The organism is Arenimonas sp. (assembly GCF_019459675.1).
In the GTDB taxonomy this organism is placed as follows: Bacteria; Pseudomonadota; Gammaproteobacteria; order Xanthomonadales; family Xanthomonadaceae; genus Arenimonas.
Window position 1 is genome coordinate 1 of the sequence record NZ_JAIBFH010000238.1, and the last position, 13,293, is coordinate 13,293.

The 13,293-nt window shown below is 69.8% G+C and carries 9 protein-coding genes and 1 pseudogene; 5 read left to right on the forward strand and 5 right to left on the reverse strand.

Features of this window, described 5'->3' with window-relative positions; translation table 11 throughout:
* A pseudogene (gene topA / locus K0M70_RS08035) lies at window positions 1-2,176 on the forward strand (type I DNA topoisomerase); the annotation flags it as partial.
* 69 nt (window positions 2,177-2,245) lie between these two features.
* On the opposite strand, the gene K0M70_RS08040 reads toward topA, so the two are convergent.
* Window positions 2,246-3,904 carry an amidohydrolase family protein gene (locus tag K0M70_RS08040; RefSeq protein WP_290781280.1) on the reverse strand — a complete coding sequence of 553 codons (1,659 nt, stop codon included), beginning with the start codon at window positions 3,902-3,904 and terminating at the stop codon, window positions 2,246-2,248.
* On the opposite strand from K0M70_RS08040, the gene K0M70_RS08045 reads away from it, so the two are divergent.
* The gene (locus K0M70_RS08045; protein WP_290781281.1) at window positions 3,873-4,451 is read left to right on the forward strand and encodes a DUF4124 domain-containing protein; all 579 of its coding nucleotides are present in this window, start codon (window positions 3,873-3,875) and stop codon (window positions 4,449-4,451) included. The genes K0M70_RS08040 and K0M70_RS08045 overlap by 32 nt on opposite strands.
* A 9-nt stretch (window positions 4,452-4,460) precedes the next feature.
* Here the strand turns inward: K0M70_RS08045 and K0M70_RS08050 are convergent, their stop codons facing one another.
* The gene (locus K0M70_RS08050) at window positions 4,461-5,237 is read right to left on the reverse strand and encodes an SDR family oxidoreductase (protein WP_290781282.1); all 777 of its coding nucleotides are present in this window, start codon (window positions 5,235-5,237) and stop codon (window positions 4,461-4,463) included.
* A gap of 61 nt (window positions 5,238-5,298) precedes the next feature.
* Here K0M70_RS08050 and K0M70_RS08055 point away from each other — a divergent pair, with 61 nt between their 5' ends.
* Window positions 5,299-5,517, forward strand: coding sequence for a hypothetical protein (locus K0M70_RS08055; protein WP_290781283.1), 219 nt, complete (start codon window positions 5,299-5,301; stop codon window positions 5,515-5,517).
* 51 nt (window positions 5,518-5,568) lie between these two features.
* Here the strand turns inward: K0M70_RS08055 and sppA are convergent, their stop codons facing one another.
* Together sppA and K0M70_RS08065 are read right to left on the reverse strand one after the other, a co-directional pair.
* Window positions 5,569-7,434, reverse strand: a complete 1,866-nt coding sequence (gene sppA / locus K0M70_RS08060) for a signal peptide peptidase SppA (RefSeq protein WP_290781284.1) — start codon at window positions 7,432-7,434, stop codon at window positions 5,569-5,571.
* A gap of 61 nt (window positions 7,435-7,495) precedes the next feature.
* Entirely contained in the window at window positions 7,496-8,854 is a 1,359-nt protein-coding gene (locus K0M70_RS08065; protein ID WP_290781285.1) for an MATE family efflux transporter, read from the reverse strand.
* Window positions 8,855-8,912: 58 nt separating this feature from the next.
* On the opposite strand from K0M70_RS08065, the gene K0M70_RS08070 reads away from it, so the two are divergent.
* The gene (locus K0M70_RS08070; RefSeq protein ID WP_290781286.1) at window positions 8,913-10,085 is read left to right on the forward strand and encodes a DUF3667 domain-containing protein; all 1,173 of its coding nucleotides are present in this window, start codon (window positions 8,913-8,915) and stop codon (window positions 10,083-10,085) included.
* A gap of 33 nt (window positions 10,086-10,118) precedes the next feature.
* On the opposite strand, the gene K0M70_RS08075 is transcribed toward K0M70_RS08070, so the two are convergent.
* A complete protein-coding gene (locus tag K0M70_RS08075) occupies window positions 10,119-11,618 on the reverse strand; it encodes a DUF3106 domain-containing protein (protein WP_290781287.1) in 1,500 nt (499 codons plus the stop codon).
* Between the two features lie 427 nt (window positions 11,619-12,045).
* On the opposite strand from K0M70_RS08075, the gene priA reads away from it, so the two are divergent.
* Window positions 12,046-13,293, forward strand: a 1,248-nt coding sequence (gene priA / locus K0M70_RS08080) for a primosomal protein N' (RefSeq protein ID WP_290781288.1), incomplete at its 3' end; no start/stop codon positions are given.

A 13,293-nucleotide genomic window follows, 5' to 3' on the forward strand; every position in this document is an offset into this window, starting at 1 on the left:
CGCGCCCGGGGGGGTGACCCCCAAAACCCCCCCCACGGCTCTCCGGGCGGGGGTGTACACCCCGCGCCTGGGCGCCGGCGACCTGGTGGACGCCCAGCAGGCGCGCCGCGCCCTGGACTACCTGGTGGGCTTCAACCTCTCGCCCGTGCTGTGGCGCAAGGTGCAGCGCGGCCTGTCGGCCGGCCGGGTGCAGTCGCCCGCCCTGCGCATGATCGTCGAGCGCGAGGAGGAGATCGAAGCCTTCGTGCCGCGCGAGTACTGGTCCATGGAGGCCGAGCTCAACCACCCGCAGCAGGCGTTCACGGCGCGGCTGGTGAAGCTGGACGGCAAGAAGTTCGAACAGTTCACCATCACCGAGTCGGCCACCGCCGAAGCGGCGCGCGCGCGCCTGGTGAAGGCCGCCGGCGACGCCCTGCGCGTCACCGACGTGGTCAGCAAGGAGCGCAAGCGCCGGCCCTCGCCGCCGTTCATTACCTCCACGCTGCAGCAGGAGGCCGCGCGCAAGCTCGGCTTCACCACCTCGCGCACCATGCGCGTGGCGCAGAAGCTGTATGAAGGCGTCGCAATCGGCGAAGAAGGCGCCGTGGGTTTGATCAGCTACATGCGTACCGACTCCGTCAATCTTTCCGTCGATGCCGTCAGCGAAATCCGCGACGTCATCGCCCGCGACTTCGGTACCGGCGCGCTGCCCGACAAGCCCAACGAGTACAAGTCCAAGTCCAAGAACGCCCAGGAAGCGCACGAAGCCATCCGGCCCACGTCCGCGCTGCGCACGCCCGCCTCGGTGGCCAAGTACCTGGACGACGACGCGCGCCGCCTCTACGAGCTGGTGTGGAAGCGCACGGTCGCCTCGCAGATGGTGCCGGCGACAATGAACACGGTTTCGGTCGAACTGGCCGCCGGCAGTGAACACAGCTTCCGCGCCAGCGGCACCACGGTGATCGACCCGGGCTTCCTGGCCGTTTACGAAGAAGGCAAGGACGCCAAGACCGCCGAGGACGACGACGACGGCCGCAAGCTGCCGCCGATGAAGACCGGCCAGGACGTGCCGCTGGGCAGCATCCACACCGACCAGCATTTCACCGAGCCGCCGCCGCGCTTCTCGGAAGCGTCGCTGGTCAAGACGCTGGAGGAATACGGCATCGGCCGTCCGTCCACCTACGCCAGCATCATCCAGGTGCTGCAGAACCGCGAATACGTTTACCTCGACAACCGCCGCTTCCGTCCCAGCGACGTCGGCCGCGCGGTGGCGAACTTCCTGTCCAGCCACTTCATGCAGTACGTGGACTACGACTTCACCGCCAAGCTCGAGGACGAACTGGACTCGGTCGCGGCCGGCGAGGCGGCGTGGGTGCCGCTGCTGGAGCGCTTCTGGAAGCCGTTCAAGGCCACCATCGACGAAAAGAGCGAGTCGGTGGACCGCTCCGAAGCCACCGGTTCGCGCGTGCTGGGCGTCGACCCCAAGTCGGGCAAGCCGGTGTCGGTGCGCCTGGGCCGCTACGGGCCGTTCGCGCAGATCGGCACGGCCGAAGACGAAGACAAGCCCAAGTTCGCCTCGCTGCGCCCCGGCACCAGCATGCACACCATCACGCTGGAAGACGCGCTGCCGCTGTTCAACCTGCCGCGCAGCCTGGGCCAGCACGAGGGCAAGGACGTCACCGTGGCCGTTGGCCGCTTCGGTCCCTTCGTGAAGCTGGGCGACACCTATGCCTCGCTGGGCAAGACCGACGACCCCTACACCATCAGCTTCGATGCCGCGGTGGAGCTGGTGCGCGCGAAGATCGAGATGATCGCCAACCGCACCATCAAGGTCTTCCCCGGCACCGAGATCCAGGTTTTGAACGGCCGCTACGGCCCGTACATCACCGACGGCGAGAAGAACGGCAAGATCCCCAAGGACCGCGAGCCCGCCAGCCTGACCCAGGCCGAGTGCGAGGAGCTGCTGCTGGCCGGCAAGCCGGTGCGCAAGGGCGGCCGCTTCGGCAAGAAGGTCGCGGCCAAGAAGACCGCGAAGAAAGCCACCAAGAAGGTGGCTGAAGCCGGTGCCGACGCGCCCGCCAAGGCACCGGCCAAGAAAGCGGTGAAGAAGGCCGCCAAGAAGGCGACCAAGAAAGCCGCCAAGAAGGTTGCGACGACGGCGGCCAAGAAGGCCCCCGCGAAGAAAGCGGCCAAGAAAGCGGTGAAGAAGTCCGCCACCAAGGCCACGCCGGCGCGTTCGGCGGCCTCACCGCAAACCGCAGCCGGGTCAGTCGCCCGGCGGCGGATAGGTGGTGATGCCGCGGCGGCTTTTTTCCGCGGCGACCTTGCGGCGAACATCGGCCAGCAGTGCCGGCGCGTCGTACACCAGCCCGCCCTTGATCGTGTACCGCACGCCGCCCACGCGGTGCAGCTTGCCGTCGTCGCCCAGGCGCGCATGGCCGGTGCCATAGAGCACCTTGAGGTTGGCCAGCGGGTTTTCGGCCAACACCACCAGGTCGGCCAGCTTGCCCGCTTCGATCGATCCAATCCGGTCCTGAGCGCCCAGCGCCTGCGCGCCCGACAGCGTAGCGGCACGGATCACCTCCAGCGGATGGAAGCCGGCCTCGCGCAGCAGCTCCAGCTCCTCGATGGTGCCGAAACCGTAGGTCTTGTAGATGTAGCCCGAATCGCTGCCCACGGTGACGCGGCCGCCACGGTTCTTGTAGTCGTTCACGAAGGCCATCCAGCGCCGGTAGTTGTCCTTCCAAACGGCCTCTTCCTCGCTGCCCCAGTCGAAGAAGAAGCTGCCGTGGTTGTCGCGGTTGGGCGTGAAGAAATCCCACAGCGCCGGATGCGTGTAGGCCTCGTGCCAGTCGGCGCGGCGCGCGCGCATCAGGTCGCGCGTGGCCTGGTAGATGGTGAACGTGGGGTCCAGGGTGAAGTCCAGCGCCAGCAGTTCGGTGATCACGGCCTCGTAGCGTTCGCTGCCCTTCTCGCTGGCCTGCGCCCAAAGCCGGCCAGCCTGGCCGAAGCGATGCTGTTCGTTCTGGTAGTTGTAGTCGGCCGGGTACTGCTGCACGGTCTGGCCGTCGAACAGCGCCTCGGGCAGGCCGTACCAGTGCTCCATCGTGGTCAGGCCCCAGCGCGCGGTGGTGAGCACGTTCACGCGCGCCACGTCGAGCTGGGCATGGTGGCAGGCGCTGCCCATGCCGAGCTTGCGCAGTTCGTCGAACGCCGCCTGCAGAATGTCGGGCCGGTAGCCGAAGCACTTCATGCCCAGCGCGCCCTTGGCCTTCATGTCGCGCACCCACTGGCGCGCCTGCGCTGGCGTGGTGATCGGCGTGTCGCGACCCGAGCCGAAGAAGGCGTAGGGGAAGATGCGCGGCGCGGTGATGGCGTTGGCTTCACTGCGGCGCTGTTCGCTCACGCACCAGTCGATGCCGTTGCCGCAGCCCGGATCGCGCACGCTGGTGATGCCGTGGCCGAGCCACAGCTTGTAGACGTACTCGGCGTCCACGCCCTGCTCGTCGCCGCCGATGTGGCCGTGCATGTCCACGATGCCTGGCATGACGAACTGGCCGCTGAGGTCCATTTCCCGCCCGCCGTCCTTGAGCGCCGGTCGATTGGCCGGGTTGATCGACGTATTGGCGCTGCCGACCACGCGCACTTCGACGATGCGATCCCCTTCCACCACGATGTCCACCGGCCCGAAGGCGGGCGCGCCGGTGCCGGTGATGACGGTGGCCCCGCGCAGGATCAGCTGGGGGTAAGGGCCTTCGCCTTCGGCGCGGGGCGGCGCCGCGGGAATGGCGGCCGGTACGGCGGCAGGCATCAGCAGGGCAAGGATGAACAGCAGGCGGGTCATGGCGGGGTCCGGGCTGGCAGTGTCGGCGTGGCGGGTGGAGAATCCGGCGATGCGCCGGTTCATCCAAGCCAGCTTAGCCATTTTCCTGTTCGCCGTCGGACCCGCGGCCACGCAGGACATCACGGTCTATCGCTGCCAGGACGCGAGCGGCCGCGCGATGCTGCAGGACGAACCCTGCGCGGCCGGCCAGACCCAGACCATGCGCCAGATGACGCGCCCCCAGGATCCCGTGCCCAAGCCGGCGGCGTCCCCCGAGCCGGAACCCCAGGCCCTGCCACCCGAGCCACCGCCGCCGGGACCCGCGCTGCCCTACCCGCCGCCGCCCCTGTTCCAGTGCACCGACTACGACGGCGAAGTGCGCTTCTCCGAAGACTACGACCCCAACACGCGCTGCGTGCCGCTGTCGGTGCTGGGCTACGACGTGCGCGGCTCGGCGCAGGGCGCCGCAAGCTGCCGCTGGGTGTCCGAGTCGTGCCTGCGGCTGGACGACGCCAGCGCCTGCGACCAGTTCAAGGCCCGGCTTAAAACGGCCCGATCCAACGCCCTGCACGCCTTCAGCGACACCGCCGCGTTTCGCAAGTCCGAAGCGATCCGCATCGAACGCATCGTCAACGAAAGCTGCCGCTGAGCGCGCGGCTCAGAAACCGTAGCGCAGGAAGCCGCCGTCCACCGCGATGCACTCGCCGGTGACATAGCTCGAGGCCGGCAGGCACAGGAAGGCCACCGCCGACGCCACTTCCTCGGGCTCGCCGATGCGGCCCATGGGCGTGCGGTCGATCACTTCGTCCAGGTAGTCCGGGTCGGCCAGGGACGTGGACGTACGGCGCGTGCGGATGTACCACGGCGCCACCGCGTTCACGCGCACGCCGTCCTCGGCCCATTCGCAGGCGAGGTTGCGGGTGAGCTGGTGCAGCGCCGCCTTGGTCATGCCGTAGGGCGCGCCGGTTCGTACGTGGGTGAGGCCCGACACCGAGCCGACGTTGACGATGCTCGAGCACGCGTGCTGGCGGAGCAGCGGGAAGGCGAACCGGCTCAGCTCGAAGGCCGAGAACAGGTTGGTCTCGAACAGCGCGCGCCATTCGGCATCGGAATAGTCCATGGTGGGCCGCCGCAGATTGGTGCCGGCGTTGTTGACCAGCACCTGCAGGCCGTGGCCGAGGTCCTCGACCCAGTCGAAGATTTCCCTGCGCTGTTCCGCATCGGCCACGTCGGCCGCGAACGCGCGGACCTGGCTGAGCGGGAACATCTCTTCCAGCTCGGTGCGGGCCGCCTCGAGCGCCGCCTCGTCGCGCGCCACCAGCATCACGTCGGCGCCCAGGCCCAGCAGTTCGGCGGCGATGGCGCGGCCAATGCCCGCGCTCGCGCCCGTCACCAGCGCCACCTGCCCATCCAGCCGCCAGCGGCTGCTCGTCATCGGAACTCTCCCGTCGGCCCAGGCGTAGGATAACGGCCAAGCCCACCCGCGGAGCAGCAAAATGCGCACTGCCCTGATCCTCGCCGCCTGCCTGGCCCTGGCGGCCTGCGATGCGCCCACCCCCGACCCGGCGCCCGACACCCTGCCCGAGCCCCAGACCGGGTCGACCCAACTGCGCGACGCCATCAACGAACCGATCGACAAGGCCAAAGCCGTCGAAGCCAACCAGGCCAGCAGCGACGCCGATCGCCGCAAAGCCCTCGAAGACGCCGGCGGCTGAGCAAGAAAAAGCCCGGGCAAGCCCGGGCTTTTTCGACGTGGAGCCGTTGGCTCAGTAAGCGCAGAGGCAGTGGGCCACGGCGCGGAACGGCGAGCGCCCGTTGCCGTCCAGCCAGGACAGCTCGCCTTCGACCTTGGCCAGCGTTTCCCGGTCAAGCAGCAGCGGCGTCGGCGCCAGCACGCGCAGCACGCCGTGCATGCGCGTGTTGCCGCCCATGTTCACCACGAAGCGTTCGAACGGCGACAGCGGCTTCTCGACGTAGCTCACGGCGTACTTGCCCGGCTCGAGCTTGGCCAGCGACGCGGTGTAGGCCAACGCCGCCTCCAGGCCGCCCAGCTCGTCCACCAGCCCGCGTTCCTTGGCCTGCGCGCCGCTCCAGACGCGACCCTGTGCCACCTGGTCGATCTTCTCGGGCGTGCTGCCGCGCGCCGCGGCCACCTTGCCGGTGAAGTCGGCGTAACCTTTTTCAATGATCGCCTGGATGATGATGCCGGCGTTGGGGTCCAGCGGACGCGTGGGATCGAAGGCGCCGGCGAGCGGCGCGGTGCCGACGCCGTCGGTGCTCACGCCGATCTTCTCGAGCACGCGCGGCACCGTCATCCACAGGCCGAAGATGCCGATCGAACCGGTGATGGTGGATTCGTCGGCGTAGATGCGGTCGGCGTTCATCGAGATCCAATAGCCACCCGACGCCGCCACGTTGCCCATGGAAACCACCAACGGCTTGCCGGCGGCCTTGATCAGCTCGACTTCGCGGCGGATCTGCTCGGACGGGAACACACCGCCGCCGGGCGAATCCACCCGCAGCAGCACGGCCTTGACCTCGTCGTCCTCGCGCGCCTGGCGCAGCAGCGCCGACGTGGACTCGCCGCCAATGGTGCCCGGCGACTGGTCGCCGTCGGTGATTTCGCCCTGGGCCACCACCACGGCCACCTGCGGACGCTTGTCCATGCGCAGGTTCTCGCGCATCAGGTGTGCCTGGTAACCCTTGAGGTCGATCTGCCGGAAGCTGGTGCCTTCCTCGTCGGCGACGCCACGTTCGATCAGCAGCGTTTCCACGTCCTGGCTGGTCATCAGGCCGTCCACCAGCTGCTCGTCCATCGCCAGCTTGCCCAGGTCGCCCGAGGCGGCCTGCACGCGCGCGGGCAGGTCGTTGATCATGGCGTTCACCGCGGCCACGTCGAGCTTGCGCGCCTGCGCCAGGTCGGCGACGAAACGCTGCCAGACGTCGGTCATCCAGAACAGGTCGGCCTCACGCGCGGCCGGCGACGCCGCGTCCAGCACGAAGGGCTCGGCGGCGGACTTGAACTCACCCACCTTGAACAGGTGCACGTCCACGCCCAGCTTGTCCTGCAGGCCTTCGCGGTAGTACATGCGGTAGCGGCCCAGGCCCTCGAGCAGCACGCCGCCCATCGGGTCGAGGTAGACCTCGTCGGCCTGCGCGGCCAGGTAGTACTGCTTCTGCTCCATGTTGGTGCCGAAGGCCACCACCTGCTTGCCCGACGCGCGGAAGTCGCGCAGCGCGGCCGCCAGGTCGCGCAACGCGGCGAAGCCGGCGGAGTTGAAGCCGTCGGTCAGCAGCACGATGCGATCAATGCGCTTGTCGTCCTTGGCGGCCTTGATGGCCTTCAGCGCGTCGCGCAGCTGGATCTCGGGCTGTGCCTGGCCGGTGGCCTGGTTCACCGCGCGATCCAGGGGCGCTGACGTGAACTGCTCCACCAGCACCCCGTTCATGTCCAGCACCAGCGCCGTCTTTTCCTCCAGCGGCTGCACGCCCGGGTTGGCAAGGATCGCCACCAGCAACAGGAACAGCACCAGCAGGAAAAGGACGTTGAAAACGAACCGGCGGAAGAAGTTGACGGTGTTCCAGATGCCGCCCAGGAAGCGCCGGATCGGGCCAGGCTGTGAATGGGACATGGGGTGACTCCAGGTTATCCAGGTTCCAGCATACGCAGCCGGGGTGAAGGCCGCATGGGCGTTAGGTCACGCCCACCCGCGCCAGGGGACGGCGGGCAAGCCGCCAGAAGCGCCAGCCCAGCAGCGTGGCGGCCACGCTCAAACCCAGGATGAGTCCGGTCCAGAGGCCGGGCGCGCCCCGCCCGCCAACGATGCCCAGCCAGTAGCCCAGCGGCAGCCCCAGGCCCCAATAGGCGAACACGGTGATGAACATCGGCACCCGCGTATCTTTCAGCCCGCGCAGCGCCCCGGCCGACATCGCCTGCAGGCCGTCGGGATACTGGAACACCGCCGCATACGCCATCAGCAGGGTGGCCAGGGCGATCACCGCCGGATCGGTGGTGAACAGGCTGGCCAGCCACCCCGCACACACCACCAGCAGCACGGCAGACACCGTCTGCGCGATCATCGCGAGCCCGTAGCCGGCCGCCGCCGCCCAGCGCACCGCCGACGGGTCGCCGGCGCCCACCGCATGGCCCACGCGCACCGTTGTGGCCATGGCCACGCCCAGCGGCACCATGAAGGCCAGGCTGGCCACCAGGATGGCGATCTGGTGCGCGGCGATCTGGGTGGTTCCCAGCTGGCCGATCAACAGCGCGGTAGCCACGAACAGACTGCCTTCCATGAACACCGAAACGCCCATCGGCAGGCCCAGCGCCAGCAGGCTGCGGATCGGCGCCCAGCGCGGCGGATCGAAGCGCGTGAACAGGCCCAGGTCGGCGAAGCGCGGCGAGTGCCACAGGTAAAGCCACAGCGCCAGCGTCTGGCAGTAAAGCGTCACCGCCACGGCATAACCCAGCCCGGCCGCGCCCAGGCCCAGCCCGAACATCAGGAAGTAGCCCAGCGGCGCCAACAGCACCAGCCCGGCAAGGCCGAACACCATCGCGGGCTTGGTCCAGGCGATTCCTTCGCTGAGGTTGCGCAGGCAGAAGTACAGGGCCAGCGCCGGGGCGCCCCAGCTGATCGCACGCAGGAAGGCCTCGGCCTCGGGACGGGCCTCGGCCGTGATGCCCATGGGCGCCAGCGCCAGCGCGCCCGCCCGCACCACGAAGAACAGGCCCAGGCCCAGGATCAGCGCCAGCCAAAGCGCCTGCCGGAACACCGGCCCGATCTCGGCGCGGCGGCCGGCGCCGTTGAGCTGGGCCACCGTCGGCGGTACGGCCATCAGCACGCCGATGCTCACCAGGATGACCACCGACCACACGGCGCTGCCCACGCCCACCGCGGCCAGGGTGACCGGGCCGTGCCGGCCGGCCAGCACGGTGTCCACGATGTTCATCGCCATCGACGAGGCCTGGCCGATCACCAGCGGCAGCGCCAGCGCGAAGCTGACGCGCATCTCGCGCCACAGGCGTACGGCGCGTGTTTCGGAATGACTCATGGACAATGCCGCAGGCCTCAGGATCGCTATATTAGCCGCTGTCGCACGAGAGCCCGCCATGACCACGCCCCTGCCTGCCGCCGAACCCCTGCCCGCCGCCGAGCCTGCGCCGGCGCGCCGCTGCCAGAACTGCGGCGAGCCGCTGCTGGGTGAACACTGCTACGCCTGCGGCCAGCCCACGCAGGGCCTGGTGCGGCATTTCAGCAGCATCGTCGGCGACTTCATGGATTCGGTGTTTGAACTCGACTCGCGCATCCTGCGCACGCTCGGACCGCTGCTGCTGCGGCCGGGCCACCTGAGCATGGAGTACTTCGCCGGCCGCCGCGTCCGCTACGTCAGCCCGGTGCGGCTGTTCGTCTTCCTGAGCCTGTTCGCGTTCTTCGCGGCCAAGCTCAGCTTCGACATCAACGTCAACGACGGCAGCCCGCCGCCCATCGTGATCGATGCGGCGGGCGACGAAGACGGCAGCATCCGCCGCGCCAACACCGTGGCCCAAGTGGAAACCGCACGCGACCGGGCAATCGCCGCGCTGGATGAAGCGAGCGGCCAAGCCCCGGGCGTGGCGGCGGGCATGGACGCAGCAAAGAAGGCCATCGCGGACGAGGCGGCGCGCCGCATCGCCGTGATAGAGAACGCGGACGCGCAGGGCAAGCCGGTGCCACCGGACGACCCCACCCTGAGTTTCAACGGCCGCGCCTGGGACCCCCAGACCAACCCAGTGAAGATAGACGCCCTGCCCGAGGCGGCGAACACCCGCCTCAACCTGCTGGCTGGCGACGCCCAGGAAAACATCCAGCGCATCCAGAAAGACCCGAACCTGCTCAAGGACGCGTTCCTGTCGAACGTGCCCACCACGCTGTTCTTGCTGCTGCCGCTGTTCGCGCTGTTGCTGAAGATCGCCTATCTGTTCAAGCGGCGGCTTTACATGGAACACCTGATCGTGGCGCTGCACAGCCACAGCTTCCTGTGCGCGGGCCTGCTGCTGGTGCTGGCGCTGGATGCGCTGGCGGGCTGGACGGCGTCGATGCCCTGGCTGTCGATGCCGCTGGGCTGGGCGGAGATCGCGCTGATCGCGTGGCTGCCGCTGTACCTGCTGCTGATGCAAAAACGCATCTATGGCCAGGGCTGGCCGATCACGCTGGTCAAGTACGGCGCGCTGGGCAGCTGCTACCTGGTGCTGGTGTCGCTGGGCGCCACGCTGAGCCTGCTGGTGAGCCTGGTGAACATGTGAGCCGCCGGGCGTGGGCCCGGCCGCCGCTTCGGCTCAGCGCTCCAGCCGCGCCCGGATAAGCGCTTCGCGCTCGGCCGGCGGCGCCGCCATCAGGTCGCGCCGCAGGCTTTCGCGCTGGTTGGCAGGCAACCGCCGCGCCAGCAGGGCCAGGTCGGCGCGCGCCTGTGGCGACAGGGCGCGCAGCAGCGACAGCAGGGCCGTGCGTTCGCCCTCGGGCACGAACGCGAACAGCGGCCGCAGCTGGGCGAATCCTGCGCCGATCTCCGGACCCAGCCACCACTCCTGGCGCTGGTCGGCGGGCAGCGCCTCGAACTCGTCGCGCTGGGCCTGTCGCTGCTCGGGCGACATCGCGGCCCGCTCGGCGAAGACGGCCCGGAGCCGCTCGCGCTCGACTTGCGAAAGCGCCTGCCAGGCAGCGAACGGACCGCGACGCTGGGCGCGTTCGGCCGCCGCCAGCGCGTCCCACGCGAGCATGCGCGCGGCGAGGGCTTCGCGCTGCGCGGGGTCGAGCGCCAACCAGTGGGCGGCATTGGACTGCAGACGGCGGCGGATGGGGGCTTCCAGCCCGGGCCAGGCGCCCGCCAGCGGGACCAACAGGGCGCGCTGGGGCTGGGGCAGGTCCTGGAAGGCGGTGGGCGCGTCGTCGGGGACGGGTGGCTCCGGCGGCACCGAGCCGCTCGTGTCGGCACGGGCGCCCACGTTGCCGGCCGATTCACTCGAAGCAATCCAGCTGAGCAGGGCCAGGTCGGCGGCCACGGGCTCGTCGCCGGGTGCGGCCAGCTGCGCGTAATCCGGGTGGGTGACCTGGTCGGACGTGGCGGGCGCGCGCGGCGGCGCGGCTTCCACCGGCAGGGCCTCGGTGCCGCCGGGCGCCAGCACCGGCGCGGGCGTCCAGAACGTAGCTGCAAAACCCAGGCCCAGCAGCACCAGCAGGCCCCAGCCCAGGCGCCGCCAGATCGGCGACACGGGTTCGACCACCGGTGGCGGCGCCTCGGGGGCGTCTTCCAGCACGGCGGCGCGCAGTGCGGCCAGCGAGGCCGTGCGGGATTCAGGCAAGGTCTTGACCTGCCGGTGCAGCCGCTCGCGCAGGGCGCCCAGTACCGCGTAGCTTATGCCGCCCTCGCCCAGCTGCTGCAGCGCGCGCTGCAGCGCGAAACGGTACGTGGCCTCGCTGACGCCCAGCACGCCGGCGGCATGCGGGAAGTCCAGGCCCGCCACCATCCGCAGCAGCAGGGCGGCGCGCGGGCCCGAACTCAGCGCACGCAGCTCGGGCACGTCACTCTGCCCACCCGACAGCTCTTCCTGTGCCACCAGGAGCGCCCAGAAGGCCGCCGGCCAGGTCGACAGGGGGATGGTGGTGGACGCCGCCTTGAATGACCGCATGGCCCGTCCCAGGGCCGCCTCTGCCACCGCGTCGGCGCCGCACTGGACCTGGGCAAAGACGAACGCCCGGCGCTCGATGCCGCGCAGGAAGGCGGACAGTGCCGGGGAGGGAGGAGCGGGGTTGGGAGAAGCCAGGGGAGCTCGGGTCACCCCCCCATTCTAGCCAAGCCACTCAGACAACAACGCGGTTGACAGTCCGAAAAATCCTGCTCAGCCAAGCCCGGCGCGGCTTCCGGCGTGAAACTTTGTGCACAGCACCGAAGTCCGGGCCTGAAGGACCCCCAGGCAGGGCCTCGAAGCCGTAATGACTGAAATGTGATATCGCCAACTCGTTGTTTTATTTGAACTATGACGGCATGGTTAAAAAATCGCCAACCCAGCCGCAGAGCCATCCACAAGGGGGATGCGCATCTTCACGGGGAGTCTCTTCCACAGACTTATCCACAATTGGTGTGGATAAGGGGGTTTAGGTTTTGTGAACAGTAGCTTAGGCATCATTCGTGATGGAGTTAGCAACAATGACGTGCAAGTGACACCCCGGGCCTCCCGGCGCCAGCCGCAGGCTAGACTTCCCGCCATGCCTGCTGCCCCCGACACCGCGCTGCGCCTCGCCCTGCCGGTCCCGCTGCCGCGTCTTTTCGACTATCTGCCGCCCGCCGGGCAGGTGGCTGACGCGAGCTGGATCGGCTGCCGGGTCCGGGTGCCGTTCGGGCGCGGCGACGGCGAGCAGGTGGGCCTGGTGGTGGGCCTGGCGCCTGTGAACAGCGACAGCCCGCCGCTCAAGCCCGCGCTGGCGCGCCTGGACGCCAGCGCCCTGCTGACGGGCGAACTGTTCGACAGCCTGCGCTGGGTCGCCGCCTACTACCACGCGCCGCTGGGCGAAGTGCTGGCCACCGCCCTGCCCGCCGCCCTCCGGGGCGGACAGGCCCTGCCCGAGACCGGGCGCCATGGTTGGCGACCCACGCCCGAGGGCCTGCTGGCGGCGGCTGCCCCCGGCCGGGACGGCAAGCCCAGGCGGCTGCTGCTGCGCCTGGCCGAGCGGCCGCTGGGCGAAGACCAGCTCGACTCCGGCGATGAAGACTGGCGCCCGGCGGCGCGCGCCCTGGCCGACCGCCACTTGGCCGAGCGCGTGGCGTTCACGGGCCGGGTCGAGCCGCTGGCCACGGCGCCCGGGCCCGCACTGATGCCGGCGCAGGCGGAGGCACTGGCGGCGATTCGCGCCGAGAGCGGATTCCGCGCCTACCTGCTCGAGGGCGTCACCGGCAGCGGCAAGACCGAGGTGTACCTGCAGGCGATCGCCGACTGCCTGGCGGCGGGCCGGCAGGCGCTGGTGCTGGTGCCAGAGATAGGGCTGACGCCACAGACGCTGCAGCGCTTCCGCAGCCGGCTTGGCGTTCCGGTGCATGCGCTGCACTCGGGGCTGGCCGACGGCGAGCGCGCGCGCGCCTGGACCGCGATGGCGCGTGGCGAAGCGCGGGTGCTGGTGGGCACGCGCTCGGCGATTTTCTGCCCGCTGCCGGAGGCCGGGCTGATCGTGGTGGACGAGGAACACGACGGTTCGTACAAGCAGCAGGACGGCATCCGCTACCACGCGCGCGACCTGGCCCTGGTGCGGGCCAGCAAGCTGGGCATCCCGGTGCTGCTGGGCAGCGCCACGCCGTCGCTGGAGTCGCTGCACAACGCGCTGCAGGGACGCTACCGCCACCTGCGGCTGGGGCAGCGCGCCGGCGGCGCGCGGCCACCGGTGGTGCGGGTGGTGGACGTGCGCAAGCCCACGCTGCGCAACGGGCTGTCCGAAGACCTGCTGGACGCCGTCGGCCGCAGC

Coding starts and splice junctions, on each gene's coding strand:
- K0M70_RS08050 (WP_290781282.1), bottom strand. CDS start 5,237: ATGACGAGCAGCCGCTGGCGGCTGGATGGGCAGGTGGCGCTGGTGACG.
- K0M70_RS08070 (WP_290781286.1), top strand. CDS start 8,913: ATGACCACGCCCCTGCCTGCCGCCGAACCCCTGCCCGCCGCCGAGCCT.
- sppA (WP_290781284.1), bottom strand. CDS start 7,434: ATGTCCCATTCACAGCCTGGCCCGATCCGGCGCTTCCTGGGCGGCATC.
- K0M70_RS08065 (WP_290781285.1), bottom strand. CDS start 8,854: ATGAGTCATTCCGAAACACGCGCCGTACGCCTGTGGCGCGAGATGCGC.
- K0M70_RS08055 (WP_290781283.1), top strand. CDS start 5,299: ATGCGCACTGCCCTGATCCTCGCCGCCTGCCTGGCCCTGGCGGCCTGC.
- K0M70_RS08045 (WP_290781281.1), top strand. CDS start 3,873: ATGCGCCGGTTCATCCAAGCCAGCTTAGCCATTTTCCTGTTCGCCGTC.
- K0M70_RS08040 (WP_290781280.1), bottom strand. CDS start 3,904: ATGGCTAAGCTGGCTTGGATGAACCGGCGCATCGCCGGATTCTCCACC.